Raw genomic sequence first — 18765 nt, forward strand, 5'->3', positions numbered from 1 at the left:
CTACTGTTAAAAGAAACCATCAGTCACTGTCTTAGTGTCACTGACTGGAATAATCGCCCCTTTATGCTGAATAACGCTACCAGCAAGACGATGCCCCATAATTGCCGCTTGTTGTATTGGGCAATCCATCAAAAATCCTGCCAGAAACCCAGCATTAAAGGCATCTCCTGCCGCCGTAGTATCGACCACGTCAACAACCGGTGCCGTTGGGATTAGCTCAATCGGCGTGTCCTGTATCAAATGCTGATAATAGCAACCGGCAGCCCCCGCTTTAATAACAGCTTCTTTAACGCCTGCTTGTTTAAGGCGAATCATGGTTGCTGTAACCGATTTATCGCCCCACAACTTACATTCATCTTCATCTGTCACCAGTGCCAGTGAGGTAAAGGCGAGTAATTTCTGATAGCAGTTCTTGGTTTCCTGCACACTTTCCCACAATGTCGGACGGTAATTACTGTCGAAAACGATGGTTTTTCCCTGAGCAGCCAGTTCAGCCAGCAAGTTTAGTAACTTTTCACGATCATCGGCAGGCAAAATAGCCAGGCTGATGCCACTGAGATAAATGGCATCCATCCGCTGTAATGCTTGCATAACCGAAGAGAAATCAGGATGGCGCACCATATAACGAGCAGCGGAATCACTACGCCAGTACAGAAAAGTCCGTTCTCCCAGTTCATCGAGTTGAATCAAATACAATCCCGGTTGATGAGCCGGATCACGCAAAACCAGATGGGTACGAATACCCTCGTCTTGCCAACGAGTGATCATCCCTTCACTGAGGGGATCCACCCCTAACGCCGTCACAAAATGAACGGCAATCTCCTGTTGGCTTGCACGTGCTAAATAAACCGCACTGTTCAGGACATCACCACCAAAAGCCTGATGCATGGTAGCGAAAGGGGTGCCATTAAGTTCAATCATACATTCACCAAGGAATGCAATCTGTTTCATGAGTTTTCTCCCGGCAAGGCAAAATAACGACGGGCGTTATTAAAGCAAATATCCTCAACCATCTGCCCTAACATGGCTTTGTGGTTAGGAATTTCGCCCTTTTCTGCCCATTGCCCCAACAAGTTACACAGAATGCGACGAAAATATTCATGCCGCGTGTATGAAAGAAAGCTACGAGAATCGGTCAACATACCCACAAATTGACTCAGCAGCCCAAGTTGGGAAAGTTGTTCAAGCTGACGCAACATGCCATCTTTCTGATCATTGAACCACCAGCCCGAACCAAACTGAACTTTACCGGCGATACCGCCACCTTGAAAGTTACCGGCCATCGTTGCAATTACTTCGTTATCTCGTGGATTCAAGCAGTAAAGAATCGTTTTCGGCAACTCATCCGTCACATCCATACTGTCCAGCAAACGAGATAATGGCCAAGCGATATTGTTATCACCAATGGAATCAAAGCCGCTATCCGCGCCAAGTAAGCGGAACATACGGCTATTATTGTTGCGAATAGCGCCGATATGCATTTGCATCACCCAACCACGAGCGGCATATTGCCGGCCAAGCCATACCAGAATCGCCGTGGTGTACTGTGCAATTTCAAGCTCAGAGAGCGTTCTCCCTGCCAGCCGTTTTTGCAGGATGCCATTTAATACCGCTTCATTAGGAATGGGAGCATAGCGCAGATTTTCTATGCCGTGATCAGCAGCCCGGCAGCCATGAGCAGCAAAATGCTCAAGCCGACGCTCCAACGCGTTCAACACATCAGCAAAAGCAGCGATCGATACATCAGCCACTGCCTCAAGCTGTTTGATATAGTCAACGAAACCCACCAGCTCAATTTTAAACACCCTATCAGGACGCCAGCTTGGCAATATTTCGATATCGAAACTCTCATCTGTCGCGATTTGGCGGTGATATTGCAGAGAATCCACCGGATCATCCGTAGTTCCAACCATACGCACATTCATTTGCTGCATAATGCCACGCGCTGAAAACGCCGGGGTTGCCAGTTTTTCATTACATTGATGCCAGATTTCATCAGCAGTTTGCGGTCCGAACAATGTCCCGGTAATACCAAATGGACGACGTAATTCCAAGTGAGTCCAGTGATAAAGCGGATTCCCTAATGTTAGCGGTACTGTTTTTGCCCATGCCTGATATTTTTCAGCATTACTGGTTTGCTTGCCGGTAATCAGTGATTCATCAATACCCGCACAGCGCATAGCCCGCCATTTATAGTGATCCCCTTCTAACCAAATCTGACCAAGGTTATCAAACCGGCGATTTTCAGCAATTTCACGCGGATTAAGATGACAGTGATAATCATAAATCGGCATATCTGCGGCATGTTCATGATATAGCTGACGGGCAGTTTCATTGTTCAGAAGAAAATCGTCACCCATAAAATTTTTCATCTCTTTTTCCTGTGAGCTAAATCGAGTGCCGCCACAGCATGACGAGCGCCGCAATCCAATAATAATTGATAAGCTTCGGTAACTGCCCGGACAAAATGCGGATTAGCTAACACTGGGTTGCCAAAAATCGCCAACAACGCGGGTACTACATCAGCAGATAACCCATGTTGCTGATAAATAGATTTAAATTGCTCAACGAGCGGATCACGCACATTAATCAATTTGCCTTGTTCATCTTTTCCACTGACATAACGCATCCACCCGGCGATACCCAAAGTTAAATGGCGGTAATCGCTGCCGTTTGCCAGATGATAAGTGACAGAATCAAACATACGTTGTGGCAGTTTCTGGCTGCCATCCATTGCTATCTGCCAGGTTTGATGCTTAAGGTTGGGGTTACTAAAACGCTCAATCAGTAGATGAGCATACTGGAAAAGATCGGTTCCTACCGGCATCGTCAAAGTTGGCGCTTGTTCTTTCAGCATCAGATCCAAGGCAGCTTGCCGGTAATCGGGGTTCGCCATTGTGTCAGCAATATATGTATATCCTGCCAAATAGCCCAGATAGGCTAAAAATGAGTGGCTGCCGTTTAACATCCGTAATTTCATAGTTTCAAAAGGCACCACATCTTTAACAAACTGCGCCCCTGCTACATCCCAGTTTGGACGGCCATTGGCAAAGTTATCTTCAATTACCCACTGACGGAAAGGTTCACAGGTGATTGCACACGGATCATATACCCCCAACTGTTCAGCTATCTGCTCCAACGATTCTAATGTGGCCGCAGGAACAATACGGTCAACCATAGTGCATGGGAACGTCACATTCAGTTCAATCCATTGGGCTAACTTTTCATCACGTAAGCGGGCAAAACCCACCACCGCTTCACGGGCAACTTTGCCATTCTCTCTGACATTATCGCAGGACATCACCGTCAATGGCGGCAAGTCACGTTCATAACGCAGACGAAGCGCCTCGACAATATAACCAATGGCCGATGTCGGTTCGGTTGGGTTAGCTAAATCCCGTTGAATGAATGCATTATTCACATCCAGTTTGCCGCTGGCTGCATCGATGCAATACCCTTTTTCGGTAATCGTCAGAGAAATAATCGCCACTTGCGGCTGCGCTATAGTTTCCAGAATACCTTGCTGACCGACAAACTCAGGGTGCAAAGCATCAATCATAGAGCCGATAATTTTCAGCTCCGTTTTTTCCGCCCCTTTCTCCGCAATGGTACACAAGCAATCCTGCTCTTTAAGTTGCTGAATCAACCGATGACCGGAGAACAAACTAACTTCACAAATTCCCCAGTCACTGCCCGTTTTTTCCAACATATGGTGAGTAAAAACCGCCTGATGTGCGCGGTGAAAAGCGCCACATCCCAGATGAACAATACGGGTAACCAATTTTTGACGATCATAAGAAGGCAGAGAAATAGCAGGATTGATGTTGCTGTTGGCTATATTACGGATCATAGAACAATTCCTGTTTAATGACGCGGATTACCTGAATGCTCAGTCATTCAGTAACATCTGAGGCAACCACAAGCTCAGTTGCGGTATAAAGGTCACCAACATCAACGCGATAACCAAAGCGCAATACATGGGGACTAAGGGTTTCAATACCTTATTAATGCTGACTTCACCGATAGAACAGCCAACAAACAGCGCACTCCCTACCGGCGGTGTACAGATACCAATAGCCAGATTAAAGGTCATAATGATGCCAAAATGTACCGGATCAACGCCCATATTCTGCGCTACTGGCAGGAAAATCGGCGTAAAAATCAGAATCGCCGGTGTCATATCCATAAAGGTTCCGACCAACAACAGAATGAGATTAATGACCAACAGAATAACCAGGGGGTTTTCAGAAACCGCCATAAGTGCATCAGCGATCAAATAGGGCAGATCCGCATTCGCCATTGCCCAAGACATGCCCATTGATGCACCAATCAACAACAAAACAATGGAAGTGGTCACCGCAGAATCCAAAATGATTTTGGGTAATTGGGTGATACTGACTTCACGATAAATCAATACTGCTAATACAAAGCTATATAACACGGCAATCGCCGAGGCTTCTGTGGCGGTAAAAATACCCGCAATGATCCCTCCCATAATAACCACAACCAGCATCAGAGAAGGCAATGCGCGAACCAATGTGGTGAAAAACTCGTTCCATGTCGGCTTAGGTGATACCGGATAACCACGGCGTTTGGCAATAATTGCCGCCACAATCATCAAGGATAGGCCCATCAAAATACCGGGAATATAACCTGCCAAAAACAGCGCCGCAATTGATGTGCCACCAGAAACCAGTGAGTAAACAATCAAGGTGTTACTTGGCGGGATCAACAAACCGGCAGGGCAGGAAGCAATGTTTACCGCAGCAGAATATTCCGGCTCATAACCCTCTTTTTTCTGCATCGGCGCCATCGTTCCACCGACCGCCGCAGCCGATGCCACCGCTGAACCCGAAATCGCACCGAAAAACATATTCGCCATAATATTGACGTGCACCAGAGAACCGGGCAAACGGCCACCTATGACTTTTGCCAGATTAATCAAACGGGCAGCAATTCCCCCCTGATTCATCATATTCCCCGCCAGAATAAAAAACGGGATAGCGAGTAAAGAAAAGTTATCAACACCGACTGCCATACGTTGCGCAACCACGGTAATCGCCGCTTCCAGTGGCAAAGTCATCATAATTGCCAGTAATGATGATAAGCCAATCGCAAAGGATACCGGTACACCCAGTGCCAGCAACACGGCAAAACTACCAAACAACGCTAAAACCACTTGCCAATCCATAAGCCCATCCTCTTCTGCCTGGTGACTTTATTGATTTTCAGAAATAACCGCGTCTTTACCTGAAAAATTCCGAATCAGAGCAATAATGTCTACCAACACATAGCAAATCATCAGAACACCGCTAATTGGCAGACATAAATAGACATATCCCATCTGTAATCCCAGCGCGGGAGTGATCTGCCCGGTTTCAAGGGTTGAGATCACCAGTACCGATCCGCCATACACCAATACGATCGAAGCAAACAGAGCGATCGCGGCCTGGATCACCAAACCCACACTATTTTTTCCTGTTCCCTTAAGTTTTATCGTTAACAAGTCGATAGCTAAATGACGATGTTGACCTGTGGTATATGCCGCGCCAATCATGGCAACCCACATAAACAGATAACGAGCGAGTTCATCGGTTACCGTACTCGGCGTACCAAACACATAGCGGGAAACCACCTGCCATGTGACACAAAACACCAAAAAAACGGAAAGGCTGACGGTAAAAAATGCCAAACCTTTATTGATGCAATATACAAGGTTTTTCACGGGGCTTTGTCCTTATTGACCTCAATGGATGCCCTATTTGATTGACCAAATGGACAAACTGTCTGACCAAAATCAGTAAAGGAAGCTTTACGTTGCCTGGATTATAAGATCCAGGTCAAAAAAACATCCAGTGAGCGGGATCACAAACTGACTGGTTCACCATTTGGTCCGATTATTTTGTGATATTGGTCAACCAAATTACTTTTACTTTTTGACGAAATCCGAAGTGATGCTTATGGTTTGACCGTCAGTTCAGTTGTGCCCGTAACCTATTTACAACAATTGGAGAACGAATAATGAGCAATGCTAAGCGTATTTTATCTACTGTAATCGGAGCGATATTGGCCTTAGGCGCGTCACAAGTTATGGCAGTAACAACATTAAAACTCAGCCATAACCATAACCGCGATCATGCAGTGCACAAGGCCATGACTCAGTTTGCGGATGAAGTTCGCCAAAAAACGAATGGCGATGTTCGTATTCGGATCTATCCAGACGCACAATTGGGTAACCAACGGGAATCGATGGAACTAATGCAAAATGGCGCGCTGGATTTAGTTAAATCTAACGCCGCAGAACTGGAAGCTTTTTCGCCCGCTTATTCCGCTTTTAACTTACCTTATCTGTTCCGCGATAAAGCCCATTACGAAAAGATTAAAAACGGCGAGATTGGTAAAGAGATTCTGACATCCAGCAAAAACCGTGGCTTTATTGGCATAACCTACTATGAAGCCGGCGCTCGCAGCTTCTACGCCAAAAAACCTATCCGCACGCCTGAGGATCTAAAAGGCATGAAAATTCGGGTTCAGCCTAGCCCAACCGCCATTTCTATGGTGAAAAACTTAGGTGGTAACCCAACACCGCTGGCTTATGGCGAACTGTATACTGCTCTACAACAAGGTGTGGTAGATGCCGCAGAAAATAATATTCCCTCTTTTAGCCTGAGCCGTCACAGTGAAGTTGCCAGATACTTCTCGCTGGATAACCATACTATGGTGCCAGACGTCCTTGTTATTTCTACTAAATCGCTAAATAAGCTGTCAGCAGAGCAACAAAAAATTCTCATCAATGTTGCCATTAACTCCTCTCAATATATGACGCAATTGTGGGAAAAATCAGAGGAGAAAGAGCGCCAGAATGCAGAGAAAATTGGAGTCAAGTTCGTCGATGTGGATCAAAAATCGTTTGAAGAAGCGGTCAAACCGATGTACGACGACATTAAGAAAAGCGACCCAGTGCTTTACCGCATGGTGGAGCGCATCCGCGCAGTCAGATAATTATTGGTGAAGGCCATTTGGCCTTCGCCCTTAAGTGGCATTTTTGGTTGACCAATTTCTATTTTTGATTATTATCTACACAACACCATCGATAATCACGACAACAATAGTGACACCATGAAGCATTTACTTGAGCCAAAACGTCCTTACCAAGAAGTTGGCATTTCATTAAGAGAGATGATTGCCAACCAGCAATATCGTATCGGGGATCGCTTACCTCCAGAGCGAGAACTTGCTGAATTATTAAGAGTTTCCAGAACCGTTGTGCGTGAAGCATTAATTATGCTCGAACTAGAAAACCTTATTGAAGTCCGCAAAGGTTCCGGGATCTATATTATTAACCGCCCTCACCTACCCACTTCCTCTTCATGCTCAGTTAACGCAGCAGGACCTTTCGAGCTATTACAAGCTCGCCAATTACTGGAAAGTAATATTGCCGAATTTGCCGCCATGCAAGTGACGCCAAATAACATTGCTAATATGCGTCGAGCATTACAAAAAGAATCCGAAGATTTGGCCTCCGGTGAAGATGAATCCGGCGACAGAGAATTCCATCTGGCGATTGCGGAAGCAACCCATAACAGTATGTTAGTTGAACTGCTTAAACAATCTTGGGCATGGCGGGAAAATAATCCCATGTGGCAGAAACTGCACACGCGAATTACCGATAAAGATTATCGTAAAGAATGGCTGGATGATCATCAGATCATTTTATCCGCCATGATCAAAAAAGATCCGGCGGCAGCGAAACAAGCCATGTGGCAACATTTGGAGAATGTGAAATTACGTTTACTGGAATTATCTGATGTTGATGATCCCTATTTCGACGGTTATCTCTTTAATTCATATCCCTATGAAATAGCAAAGAGGCGTAATTAATTTAACGAAATAATTAATAATTTTTTATATCCAATTATTCTGGTGGATTTTTTTCATTCTGGCATTTGCATAAAGGTAAATAACAATGGAACAAACCTGGCGTTGGTTCGGCCCAAATGACCCTGTTTCTTTAGATGATATCCGTCAGGCTGGTGCAACCGGCATCGTTACCGCATTACACCATATTCCTAACGGACATGTTTGGAACAAAGATGAAATCCTGACTCGCAAAACCCTCATCGAAAATAAGGGGCTTATCTGGTCAGTTGTTGAAAGTGTGCCTGTTCATGAAGAGATTAAAACCCAGACCGGTCACTATCAGCAATGGATTAATAATTACAAAACTTCACTGAAAAATTTGGCGGAATGTGGCATCGATACCGTCTGCTATAATTTTATGCCCGTGCTGGACTGGACACGCACCGATCTTGAATACACACTCCCTGATGGTTCTAAAGCCCTACGTTTTGATCAAATTGCCTTTGCCGCATTTGAAATCTATATCCTCAAACGTCCAAGTGCAGAAGCTGATTACACTGTCGAAGAACAAGCTCAGGCAAAAGTCTATTACGACAACCTGTCTGCTGCTGATATTGAGAAACTCACTGCGAATATTATTGCTGGCCTGCCGGGGGCCGAAGAGGGCTATACGCTAGCAGAATTTCAGGCGCAATTAGATCGCTACAAAGATATTACCCGCGATAAACTGCGTGAACGCTTAGCTTATTTCCTGCACCAGATTGTTCCTGTATGTGAAGAATATGGTTTACGTCTGGCAATTCACCCGGATGATCCGCCGCGTCCTATTCTGGGCTTACCACGTATTATTTCCACTATTGAAGATATTGAATGGCTAGCAACCATTGAACCAAGCCCGGTTAACGGCATTACCATGTGTACTGGTTCCTACGGCGTTCGTGGCGATAATGATTTGGTTGAGATGATTAAGCGCTATGGCAACCGAATCTATTTCACTCACCTGCGTTCTACCCAACGGGAAGAAAATAGTAAAACTTTCCATGAAACCGCTCATCTGGCAGGTGATGTGGATATGTATAACGTAGTGATGGAAATCCTGCGTGAAGAATATCGCCGTAAGGCGGCTGGAGATAATCGTTTAATTCCAATGCGCCCTGACCATGGTCATCAAATAATTGATGACCTGAAAAAACAGACTAATCCCGGCTATTCCTGTATTGGCCGATTAAAAGGTTTGGCAGAAATTCGCGGTCTGGAATTAGGTTTAAGGAGAGCGTTTTTTGAAAATAAATAATGGGTTTGAGTAATTAGCTATATACCCTATGGATTTCAAGATGGATCGCGACGGCAAGGGAGCGAATCCCCGGGAGCATAGGTAACTATGTGACCGGGGTGAGCGAGTGCAGCCAACAAAGAGGCAACTTGAAAGATAACGGGTATATTTATTAGTAACCCTATAAAGGGTTACTTTATTTAGATGAAGTTACATTAAAGTAATTGACTACAACTTTATATACAGGCTCATTTTAAGCTAAAATTTTAATTTATTATTTTAGTTGATTTATTAAGATATAAATTTGGAGTGAAAAAATTCCTATCGGACCACATATTTTACAATAAATAATAATAGGTTATGCCAATTTATTTTTAGCTTCATCTGTCGTATAAACCTTAGACTTATCTTCACCAGATGTCTGCGGATTACGAAAGGATTTCAATCCACCTTTCTTCCAATCTGGCCATTGTTCAACTATTTTACTCGCTTCATTTAAATAAGCTAAGAACTCTTCTCTCTTAGTCATTTTTTTAACTCCTTTATTAAATTATTCACGTTAGCTGCTGACTCGGTCTCTTTTTCTATATAAGATAATGATAGCATCTTCATCCTCAACCTTCCATCCTTCCTATACCATTTAATAACTTTACCATCCTTATTTTTTCTTTTTATTTTATATCCTATCCCCAAATTTGTTGAAAACAAATTAAAGAAACAGCGAGGCCCAACACCCACAAATGGTTCAAAAATCACTTTATTATCAGAAGATTCATCTTCAGGTGTTGAAATAGAATCAACATGGAAATCAAAAGCTTTACTTTTAGGATAAGGTTCAATATATACAACTCGCCTTATACCACTAGCAACAATATGTTTTGCACAATTATGACAAGGAAACGTAGTACAATATAATATCCCATTATGAGTACTAATATTACTTCTCGCACATGCCAAGATTGCTTCCATTTCAGCATGTACAACCCTTCCATATTCGGTAATATCCTTTATCTTGCTTTGCAGGAGATATTCCTTAAATACTTCTTTTTTTTCATCCACAATATCTTTAAGTATATCTTCAATAATTAATCTTTTCTGTTTCGCGTTTGAATCTTCGCCTATTTTATAATCTCTACCATTTTCAGCATCTTCGATTATATCTCCCACATAATCAGGCCAATATAATCCCCCGCCGAACCGTGGCACATCATTAGCCCCAGTTGAGATTATGCTCTTATCTTTCGTTAATACAGCACCAACCTGGCGGGAAAGATCTCCAGATCGTAACGAAGCAGAAAAAGCCATAAACATAGCATACTCATCAAAGGTTGGAGTAACATATGGATTACCAAAAATAAGATCTAATATTCTCCATATATTATTGTCGGTCCTGTTTTTATTTCCATCATAGCTTACAAAAAAATCAGATAACTCATAAGTATCTCTGGTATGCTGCCCCCATTTATTCCCTTCATCGGAATCACGATTAATCAATTCTCTAGCCTTTACTTCATCAATACATTTATCAACGGTAAGATTTCTCAATCTCTGAAATTCACTCGTATATACACCTATCAGGAAAAACCCATTTGCATAAATCTCCCTTAATGCATTGACTTCATCCGGGTGTTTGAGAGAATGTATAATATACGCCCTCCTAATAGACGGTATTGATAAAAAGCGCTTCTTCTCTCTTCTTTTATTTATTTCTGCTACCGCAGCTAATGCCAATATAGAATTATCCTGACTAATCTCTCTTAAATAATTACCCTCCGACATTAAACAACTTATCCTTTCATAATTATCCTTCGTTGAGGGAATATCTCTTAATACTGAAATAATTTCAGAAGATATTCTTATCTCCTGTACATCATATCTGAACGCATTAAGCTTCTGTGTTATAGAGTCTTTAATTATATCCAAATCCGTTCCTACAGCACCAACTAACCCAATAACGATCTCAGAATCAAAATCAGGAGACATCTGATCATTCCCAGATAGATATGTTTTATTTATAGTAACCATGTTAAATATTTATTCCTATTATCGTTCTGCTCTATTTAAAATAGCCGTTAATTACATTTATAAAAAATTGACAATAACATTCAAACAAATATAATTTCGTAGCTAAATATAGATTTTTCATTTACTATACACTGTACATTCTGATTTAAACTATTCTTCTAACACTAGGTTAGGAAATATGAACTAACATCACATAATTTACCCTTTTCCATAAATTTACCTCCCTTCTATTATAATAAAAACTAAATTTTATCTCTAATTAGAGGGAAGGTGTATCCTTAACCTATCAAGGACGATGAGAATATAAACCAAAAACAATCTATGAAGCAATTAAAATATCACAATCAGGTCGGACAGGCAGAACATCGTCATAATAGTTCCGCCTGAAAATAAATAGATTAAATAGAAAATATCTTTATGATCTCAATCTAATTCCCTCATCTTTCTAGAAAAATACAGTTCTTAATTCATATTTACAATCCTATCAATTAAACTAAACTGAGATAAACTCTATCTTCCAGCAACGTGAATCATTGAGATAAAGGCGAGGTTTATCCGTATCAGAATTCCATTCGAAATCAACAATAAGTTGAGTACTGGGATGAAAATAACTATTTTCGTAAACCCACCGTAAGACTTCTTTTTCCCCAGGCAAGATAACCGCCTCAATATAAATCTCATCACCCGATACTTCAATATTAATCATTGATTCTGTTTCATGATTATAATATCGACCTGATAATCGCTGAATATCAATATCACCTTTATCAGTCATTTTCCTCAAATAAAAAACATTGCCATTTTCATCAATCTGCTCCAGTGCGATAACACTATTATTTTCAATGACAGGTCTGAATCGAATTTCTCCACCCTTCTCTTGGAATGTTCCATCAGCGTTAAAGGTTATCGGATTACCTTTCTCGAATAAATTACCTAGTAAATAGCAATCTTCTTCCTTAGTAATAATATAGGGATAGGGATCTGCCCCTTTGAACATACCGGTGATATCAATATTACTGGTTCGACAATGCTCTGGCTCAGTCATATCAGTATTAAATAATACATTAAGACATTGATTAGTCAATTCAACGGTATTAATACCTGTTGCAGCAGTAATCACGATACCTAATTTAATATCAGGTAAAACACAAACCTCAGCTTTAAAACCACCATAAGAACCATCGTGACGTATTATCTTTTGCCCTTCACGTTGGCTAAGCATCAAACCGTAAGCATAATTGTTACGATTGCCATTGGTTAAATTTGGTGTATGGGATAATTGCGGCAACATATCCCGAACAATCGATGGTGAATAAAATGCTTTCATCCAGCGACATAAATCACTGACTGTAGAACGTAGCCCCGCACTCCCTATAGTTGAATCGTTATGATCCGATCTTATCCATTGATTTGCATCTTCGTTGTAGACATAACCTATTGCCCGGTCTGAAATAACCTCAGTCACCTCATCATAGAAAGAGGTATTATTCATCTTTAATGGAATAAAAATATTTTCTTTCGCATATTCTCTTAACGATTTACCTGAAACCACTTTGATAATTTCCGCCAACAAATTATAACCCGTATTGCTATAGCGAAAATATTCCCCAGGCGTAAAATTAAGCTTTCGTTGCCGTTGAATCAGTTTTCTCAATAAATCCATACTGCGGTGGTCAAAATCTGAGTTTTTACCTGCCAAGCCATAAGGAACATATTTATCCCGTAACCCACTGGTATGATGAATAAGATGCTCAATAGTAATATCAGAGAAATGTGCTGGGAAATAATCCACATATTTTCCAACTTTATCCTTGACGTTGAGCTTTCCTTCTTTTTCCAGCAAAGCAATACAAAAGGCGGTGAATTGTTTTGAGACACTCGCCATATAGAATTTCGTATTTGGGGTTACAGCAGCAGAATGTTCAATGCTAGATTGCCCGATATAGCGCTTATAAATGGTTTCATTTCCGTGGGTAATAGCAACTGCGAGAGCGCCACCTTTTTTCTTATTTTCAATATCAATTAAATTATCTATTTTATTAAGAAGAGACTTAATATTATCTCTAGATATCGTCAATTTCATCATTAATTTCCTTACTTAAGGTTATATAAACAGAATATATATAGTCTGATAATACGGTGTAACAGGGCAGAACACGAATATGAAAATTCCATCTAAGATAATTACAATCTAATATAATTCAATCCATCCTTCCAAAAAAACACGGTTCTTAATTCATATTTACAACCCTATCAATTAAACCAAGACGAATTCTATCTTCCAACAATATCCATCATTAACATAAACACGAGGTTCATTTGTATCAGAGTTAAATTCAAAATCAATAATCAACTCTGTCGCCGGAAGAAAATAACTGTTCCCATAAATCCACCGTAAAGCTTCTCTCTTTCCCGGTAAGATAATTGCATCAATATAAATCTCATTACCTAATACTTCAATATTGATAATCGATTCTGTTTCATGATTATAATAACGCCCTGACAATCGATGAATATCGATATCACCTTTATCGATCATTTTTTTCAAATAAAAAATATTGCCATTTTCATTAATCTGTTCTAATGCAATAACACGGTCATTTTCAATGATAGGTTTGAAGCGGATTTGCCCACCTTCCTCTTGAAATGTGCCATCCGCGTTAAAGATAATCGGATTGCCTTTTTCGAACAAATTACCTAATAAATAGCAATCTTCTTTGGTAATAATATAAGGAAATGGCTCCATTCCTTTGAAAATACCGGTAATATCAATATTACTGGTCCGACAAGGCTGTTTGTTTGGTTCAGGAACACCGGTATTAAACAACGCATCAAGACACTGCCTGATAAACTTATAGACATTAGTATTTGCTGCGGAGGTAATAGCGATACCTAATTTAGCATCAGGCAAAATGCACATTTCTGATTTGAAACCACTATAAGAACCACCATGTCGCATTATCGTTTGCCCTTCACGTTGGCTAATAATCAAACCGTAGGCATAATTGTTACGATCGCCATTAGTTAGATCTGGCATATGGGATAACTGAGGCAATAACTCCTGAACAATCGATGGCGAATAAAATGCCCTTATCCAACGACACAAATCATTTACCGTAGAATAAAGCCCTGAACCACCAACCACCGCATCATTGAGATCATATCTTCTCCACTGGCGCGACGCCTCGTTATAAGCATAACCCATTGCCCGATCAGAGATAATCTCGGTTATATCATCATAGAAAAAGGTATTTTTCATCTTTAATGGGGCGAAAACATTTTCTTCCGCATATTCTCTCAATGATTTACCTGAAACCACCCTGACTATTTCCGCTAATAAATTATAGCCCGTATTACTATAGAGATAATATTCTCCAGGCATAAAATTAAGCATTTGTTGCCGTTGAACCATTTTTCTCACCAAATCAATATGACGGTGGTCAAAGTCCGAGTTTTTACCTGCCAGATTATAAAGCCCAAATTGATCCTGTAATCCACTGGTATGGTGAATAAGATGTTCAATGGTAATATCAGAGAAGTGCGCAGGAAAATAATCCAAATATTGTCCAACTTTATCCTTGACGCTGAGCTTTCCTGCTTTCTCCAACAAAGCTATGCAAAAAGCGGTGAATTGTTTTGAAACACTCGCTAAATAGAATTTAGTATTAGGTTTTACCGCCACAGTATGTTCGATGTTAGCCTTTCCTATATGGCGCTGATAAATAGTTTTATTGCCGTAGGTAACAGCAACTGCGAGAGCGCCACCCTTTTTCTTATTTTCAATATCAATTAAATTGTCTATTTTCTTAAGAAGAGATTTAATATTATCTCTAGATATCGTTGATTCCATCATGAACTTCCTTATTTAAGGTTATAAGACAGAGCATATATACGATCTGATATACCCGTTATCTTTCAAGTTGCCTCTTTGTTGGCTGCACTCGGTCACATCGTTACCTATGCTCCCGGGGATTCGCTCCCTTGCCGTCTCGATGCATCTTGAAATCCATAGGGTATATCACTTTATAAATTAAACTGCGACAAATTCTATCTTCCAACAACGTGAATTACTGATATAGAGATGAGATTTATTGGCATCAGTATCTAATTCAAAATCAATAATCAGTTCAGTACTGGGAGAGAAATAACTATTCCCGTAAATCCGCCGCAAGACTTCCTTTTTACCAATATAAATTACCCCATCAATATAAATCCCATCGCCAGAAGCGGAAACAGTAATCGTTGCTTCTGTTTCATGACTATAATATCGCCCTGCAAATCGCTGAATATCGATACCTCCGTCATCAACCCTCTTTTTAAGATAAAAAACATTGCCATTTTCATTAATCTGTTCCAATGCAATAACACTGTCATTTTCAATAACAGGTCTGAACCGGATTTTCCCATCCTCCTCTTGGAATGTTCCATCAGAGTTAAAGATAATCGGATTGCCTTTCTCGAATAAATTACCTAATAAATAACAATCTTCTTTGGTAATAATATAAGGATAAGGTTTTATTCCTTTGAAAATACCCGTAATATCGATACCACGAGTCCGACAAGGCTGTTTTTCTAGTTTAGTACCATTGGGATTAAACAATACATCAAAACACTGTCGAACAAACTTAGAGACATTAGTATTCATTGCAGAAGTAACAGTAATACCTAATTTAGCATCAGGCAAAATACAAACTTCTGATCTGAAGCCGCCATAACCACCATCATGTCGTATTATCTTTTGCCCTTCACGTTGATTGATCGCAAAACCGTAAGCATAATCGTTACGATTGCCATTAGTTAAATCTGGCGTACGAGACAATTGAGGCAATAGATCCTGAACAATCGATGGTGAATAAAACGCTCTCATCCAAAGACACAAATCATTCACTGTAGAATACAGCCCCGAACCTCCTACCACCGCATCGTTGAGATCTTCTCTTATCCATCGGTTCGAGTCCTCGTTATAGGAATACCCCACTGCCCGGTCAAAAATAATCTCGGTAACATCATCATAGAAAAAGGTATCTTTCATCTTTAATGGGGCGAAAACATTTTCTTCTGCATATTCTCTCAGCGATTGACCTGAAACCACTCTGACTATTTCCGCCAGTAAATTATAGCCCGTGTTGCTATAAAGATAATATTCTCCAGGCGTAAAATTAAGCGCTTGTTGCCGTTGCGTCAGTTTTCTCACCAAATCAATATGACGGTGGTCAAAGGCTGAATTTTTACCTGCCAGGCTATAAAGTAAAAATTGATCACGTAATCCACTGGTATGGTGAATAAGATGCTCAATGGTAATATCAGAGAATTCTGCGGGAAAATAATCCAAATATTGTCCAACCTTATCCTTAACGCAAAGCTTTCCTTCTTTCTCCAACAAGGCTATGCAAAAAGCAGTAAATTGCTTTGAAACACTCGCCAAATAGAATTTAGTATTAGGTTTTACAGCAACAGTATATTCAATGTTAGCCTTTCCGATATAGCGCTGATAAATGGTTTTATTGCCGTGGGTAACAGCAACAGCAAATGCTCCACCCTTTTTTTTATTTTCAATATTAACCAATTCGTCTATTTTCTTGAGAAAAGAGTTAATGTTATCTGTAGATATCTTCGATTCCATCATGAACTTCCTTATTTAAGGTTATAAAACAGAACATATATATTCAACCTAATAGCAATACATATGTGGGCAGTACTGTAAGACGTAAACAGGAAACATCCAAGTAATAATGACTATCATTTAATGTATGAATGGCAATATAAAGTAACTACGGAAGATGATGTTTTCAAAAAACAGACAGAACATAAATATAATAGTTCTGCCTGGAACAAAATGCATCTAATAGGAAATATCTTTAGGCCATCAATAGCATTAATTTCATTCTGCTATAATAATGCCGTTCTTCTATTCTGACTTATCACTTTATAAATTAAACTGCAATAAATTCTACTCTCCAACAACCCCAGTCATTGATATAAAGGTGAGGCTTATTCATATCAGAGTCCAATTCAAAATCGATAACAAATTCAGTACTCGGGGAGAAATAACTATTACCGTAAACCCGCCGTAAAACCTCTTTGTTCTCAGGATAAGTAACCCCATCAATATAAATTTCATCTCCAGAAGCGGAAATAGTCACCGTTGCTTCTATTTCATGACTATAATAATTCCATAACAATTTCTGAATATCGATAATATCGTCATCAGTCATCTTGTTAAAATAAAAAACATTGCCATTTTCATCAATCTGTTCCAATGCGATAACACTATTATTTTCAATGATAGGTCTGAATCGGGTTTTACTTCCCTGCTGTTGGAATGAGCCATCAGAGTTAAAAGTAATCGGTTCGCCTTTTCCGAATAAATTACCCAATAAATAGCAATCCTCTTTGGTGATAATATAAGGATAAGGCGTTGCCCCTCGGAAAATTCCTGTGATATCGATATCACAGGTTAGACAATGTGGTTTTTCCGGTTCAATTATATTCGTGTTAAACAACACATCAAGACACTGTTCAATCCATTGAATGACATTAATATTCGTTGCAGAGGTAATAGCGATACCTAATTTAGCGTCAGGCAAAATACAAACATCAGATTTGAAACCAGCATAGGAACCATCATGCTGTATTATTTTTTGCCCTTCGCGTTGACTGATAATCAAACCGTAAGCATAATTATTGTGATTGCCATTGGTTAAATCTGGTGTACGAGATAATTGAGGCAACAGTTCCTGAACAATGGATGGTGAATAAAATGCTCTTATCCAACGACACAAGTCATTCACCGTAGAATAAGCCCCTGTGCCACCTACCACCGAACCATTGAGATCATATCTTGCCCACCGGTTCGGTTCCTTGTTATAAGTGTAACCCATCGCCCGATCAAAAATAATCTCTGTGACATCATCATAGAAAGAAGTATCTTTCATCTTTAACGGAGCGAAAATATTTTCTTCTGCATATTCTCTCAATGATTTACCTGAAACCACACTGACGATTTCCGCCAGCAAATGATAGCCCGTGTTGCTATAAGTATAATATTCGCCAGGCGTAAAATTAAGCGCTCGTTGCCGCTGCGTCAGTTTTCTTATCAAATCAATATCATGGTAATCAAAACGCGAGTTTTTACCTGCCAAGCGATAAAGTAAAGATTCATCACGTAATCCACTGGTATGATGAATAAGATGTTCAATAGTAATATCATAAAATTCTATCGGGAAATAATCCAAATATTGCCCAACTTTATCTTTGACGCTGAGCTTTCCTTCTTTCTCCAATAAGGCAATGCAAAAAGCTGCGAATTGTTTTGAAACACTCGCCAAATAGAACTTAGTATTAGGTTTTGCAGCCACAGCATGTTCAATGCTGGCTTTCCCGATATGACGCTGATAAATGATTTTATTGCCGAGGATAACCGCAACGGCGAGAGCGCCCCCCTTCTTTTTATTTTCAATATTAACCAGTTCGTCTATTTTCTCGGTAAATAACTTAATCTTATCTGTAGATATAGTAGATTTCATCATGAAACTCCTTATTTAAGGTTACAAAATAAAATATATACGGCCTGATATCAATACATATACAAACAGTACTGTAAGACG

14 protein-coding genes are annotated in these 18765 nt (G+C 40.2%); 3 read left to right on the forward strand and 11 right to left on the reverse strand.

Going from position 1 to position 18765, the window contains the following annotated elements; translation table 11 throughout:
• Positions 1-6: 6 nt before the first annotated feature.
• The 5 genes from AACQ83_RS15555 to AACQ83_RS15575 are packed head-to-tail and all read right to left on the reverse strand — an operon-like array spanning position 7 to position 5725.
• Entirely contained in the window at positions 7-951 is a 945-nt protein-coding gene (locus tag AACQ83_RS15555; RefSeq protein WP_112878453.1) for a sugar kinase, read from the reverse strand.
• A complete protein-coding gene (gene uxaC / locus AACQ83_RS15560) occupies positions 948-2372 on the reverse strand; it encodes a glucuronate isomerase (RefSeq protein ID WP_112878454.1) in 1425 nt (474 codons plus the stop codon). Before uxaC ends, AACQ83_RS15555 begins: the two co-directional genes overlap by 4 nt.
• A complete protein-coding gene (locus tag AACQ83_RS15565; protein ID WP_240000830.1) occupies positions 2369-3847 on the reverse strand; it encodes a fructuronate reductase in 1479 nt (492 codons plus the stop codon). Before AACQ83_RS15565 ends, uxaC begins: the two co-directional genes overlap by 4 nt.
• Positions 3848-3889: 42 nt before the next feature.
• On the reverse strand, positions 3890-5191 hold the full coding sequence (locus AACQ83_RS15570; protein ID WP_112878456.1) for a TRAP transporter large permease: 1302 nt from the start codon (positions 5189-5191) through the stop codon (positions 3890-3892).
• 27 nt (positions 5192-5218) lie between these two features.
• Positions 5219-5725 carry a TRAP transporter small permease gene (locus AACQ83_RS15575; protein ID WP_112878457.1) on the reverse strand — a complete coding sequence of 169 codons (507 nt, stop codon included), beginning with the start codon at positions 5723-5725 and terminating at the stop codon, positions 5219-5221.
• Positions 5726-6021: 296 nt separating this feature from the next.
• Here AACQ83_RS15575 and AACQ83_RS15580 point away from each other — a divergent pair, with 296 nt between their 5' ends.
• The 3 genes from AACQ83_RS15580 (at position 6022) to uxuA (ending at position 9154) form a co-directional block, all read left to right on the forward strand.
• Entirely contained in the window at positions 6022-7002 is a 981-nt protein-coding gene (locus AACQ83_RS15580) for a TRAP transporter substrate-binding protein (RefSeq protein WP_112878458.1), read from the forward strand.
• 117 nt (positions 7003-7119) lie between these two features.
• Positions 7120-7881: an FCD domain-containing protein gene (locus AACQ83_RS15585; RefSeq protein ID WP_112878459.1), complete on the forward strand. Its 762-nt coding sequence runs from the start codon at positions 7120-7122 to the stop codon at positions 7879-7881.
• Positions 7882-7966: 85 nt separating this feature from the next.
• Entirely contained in the window at positions 7967-9154 is a 1188-nt protein-coding gene (gene uxuA, locus AACQ83_RS15590) for a mannonate dehydratase (RefSeq protein ID WP_112878460.1), read from the forward strand.
• A 337-nt stretch (positions 9155-9491) separates the two neighbouring features.
• Here the strand turns inward: uxuA and AACQ83_RS15595 are convergent, their stop codons facing one another.
• From AACQ83_RS15595 to AACQ83_RS15620, 6 genes are all read right to left on the reverse strand, one after another.
• Positions 9492-9662: a hypothetical protein gene (locus tag AACQ83_RS15595; protein WP_158537786.1), complete on the reverse strand. Its 171-nt coding sequence runs from the start codon at positions 9660-9662 to the stop codon at positions 9492-9494.
• Positions 9659-11116 carry an anti-phage dCTP deaminase gene (locus AACQ83_RS15600; protein ID WP_240000827.1) on the reverse strand — a complete coding sequence of 486 codons (1458 nt, stop codon included), beginning with the start codon at positions 11114-11116 and terminating at the stop codon, positions 9659-9661. The genes AACQ83_RS15595 and AACQ83_RS15600 overlap by 4 nt, the downstream gene beginning before the upstream one ends.
• Positions 11117-11651: 535 nt before the next feature.
• Positions 11652-13244: a serine hydrolase domain-containing protein gene (locus AACQ83_RS15605; RefSeq protein ID WP_112878462.1), complete on the reverse strand. Its 1593-nt coding sequence runs from the start codon at positions 13242-13244 to the stop codon at positions 11652-11654.
• A 171-nt stretch (positions 13245-13415) separates the two neighbouring features.
• Positions 13416-15011 carry a serine hydrolase domain-containing protein gene (locus AACQ83_RS15610; RefSeq protein ID WP_112878463.1) on the reverse strand — a complete coding sequence of 532 codons (1596 nt, stop codon included), beginning with the start codon at positions 15009-15011 and terminating at the stop codon, positions 13416-13418.
• Positions 15012-15188: 177 nt separating this feature from the next.
• A complete protein-coding gene (locus AACQ83_RS15615) occupies positions 15189-16784 on the reverse strand; it encodes a serine hydrolase domain-containing protein (protein WP_112878464.1) in 1596 nt (531 codons plus the stop codon).
• A 307-nt stretch (positions 16785-17091) separates the two neighbouring features.
• The gene (locus AACQ83_RS15620; RefSeq protein ID WP_112878465.1) at positions 17092-18687 is read right to left on the reverse strand and encodes a serine hydrolase domain-containing protein; all 1596 of its coding nucleotides are present in this window, start codon (positions 18685-18687) and stop codon (positions 17092-17094) included.
• Positions 18688-18765: the final 78 nt, after the last annotated feature.

The organism is Photorhabdus sp. S10-54 (assembly GCF_963878145.1).
Taxonomy (GTDB): domain Bacteria; phylum Pseudomonadota; class Gammaproteobacteria; order Enterobacterales; family Enterobacteriaceae; genus Photorhabdus; species Photorhabdus kayaii.

Excerpts from the sequence above, each read along its gene's own strand:
- AACQ83_RS15555 (WP_112878453.1), bottom strand. The coding sequence starts at position 951 with ATGAAACAGATTGCATTCCTTGGTGAATGTATGATTGAACTTAATGGC.
- uxaC (WP_112878454.1), bottom strand. The coding sequence starts at position 2,372 with ATGAAAAATTTTATGGGTGACGATTTTCTTCTGAACAATGAAACTGCC.
- AACQ83_RS15570 (WP_112878456.1), bottom strand. The coding sequence starts at position 5,191 with ATGGATTGGCAAGTGGTTTTAGCGTTGTTTGGTAGTTTTGCCGTGTTG.
- AACQ83_RS15580 (WP_112878458.1), top strand. The coding sequence starts at position 6,022 with ATGAGCAATGCTAAGCGTATTTTATCTACTGTAATCGGAGCGATATTG.
- AACQ83_RS15585 (WP_112878459.1), top strand. The coding sequence starts at position 7,120 with ATGAAGCATTTACTTGAGCCAAAACGTCCTTACCAAGAAGTTGGCATT.
- uxuA (WP_112878460.1), top strand. The coding sequence starts at position 7,967 with ATGGAACAAACCTGGCGTTGGTTCGGCCCAAATGACCCTGTTTCTTTA.
- AACQ83_RS15595 (WP_158537786.1), bottom strand. The coding sequence starts at position 9,662 with ATGACTAAGAGAGAAGAGTTCTTAGCTTATTTAAATGAAGCGAGTAAA.
- AACQ83_RS15600 (WP_240000827.1), bottom strand. The coding sequence starts at position 11,116 with ATGTCTCCTGATTTTGATTCTGAGATCGTTATTGGGTTAGTTGGTGCT.
- AACQ83_RS15605 (WP_112878462.1), bottom strand. The coding sequence starts at position 13,244 with ATGATGAAATTGACGATATCTAGAGATAATATTAAGTCTCTTCTTAAT.
- AACQ83_RS15610 (WP_112878463.1), bottom strand. The coding sequence starts at position 15,011 with ATGATGGAATCAACGATATCTAGAGATAATATTAAATCTCTTCTTAAG.
- AACQ83_RS15615 (WP_112878464.1), bottom strand. The coding sequence starts at position 16,784 with ATGATGGAATCGAAGATATCTACAGATAACATTAACTCTTTTCTCAAG.
- AACQ83_RS15620 (WP_112878465.1), bottom strand. The coding sequence starts at position 18,687 with ATGATGAAATCTACTATATCTACAGATAAGATTAAGTTATTTACCGAG.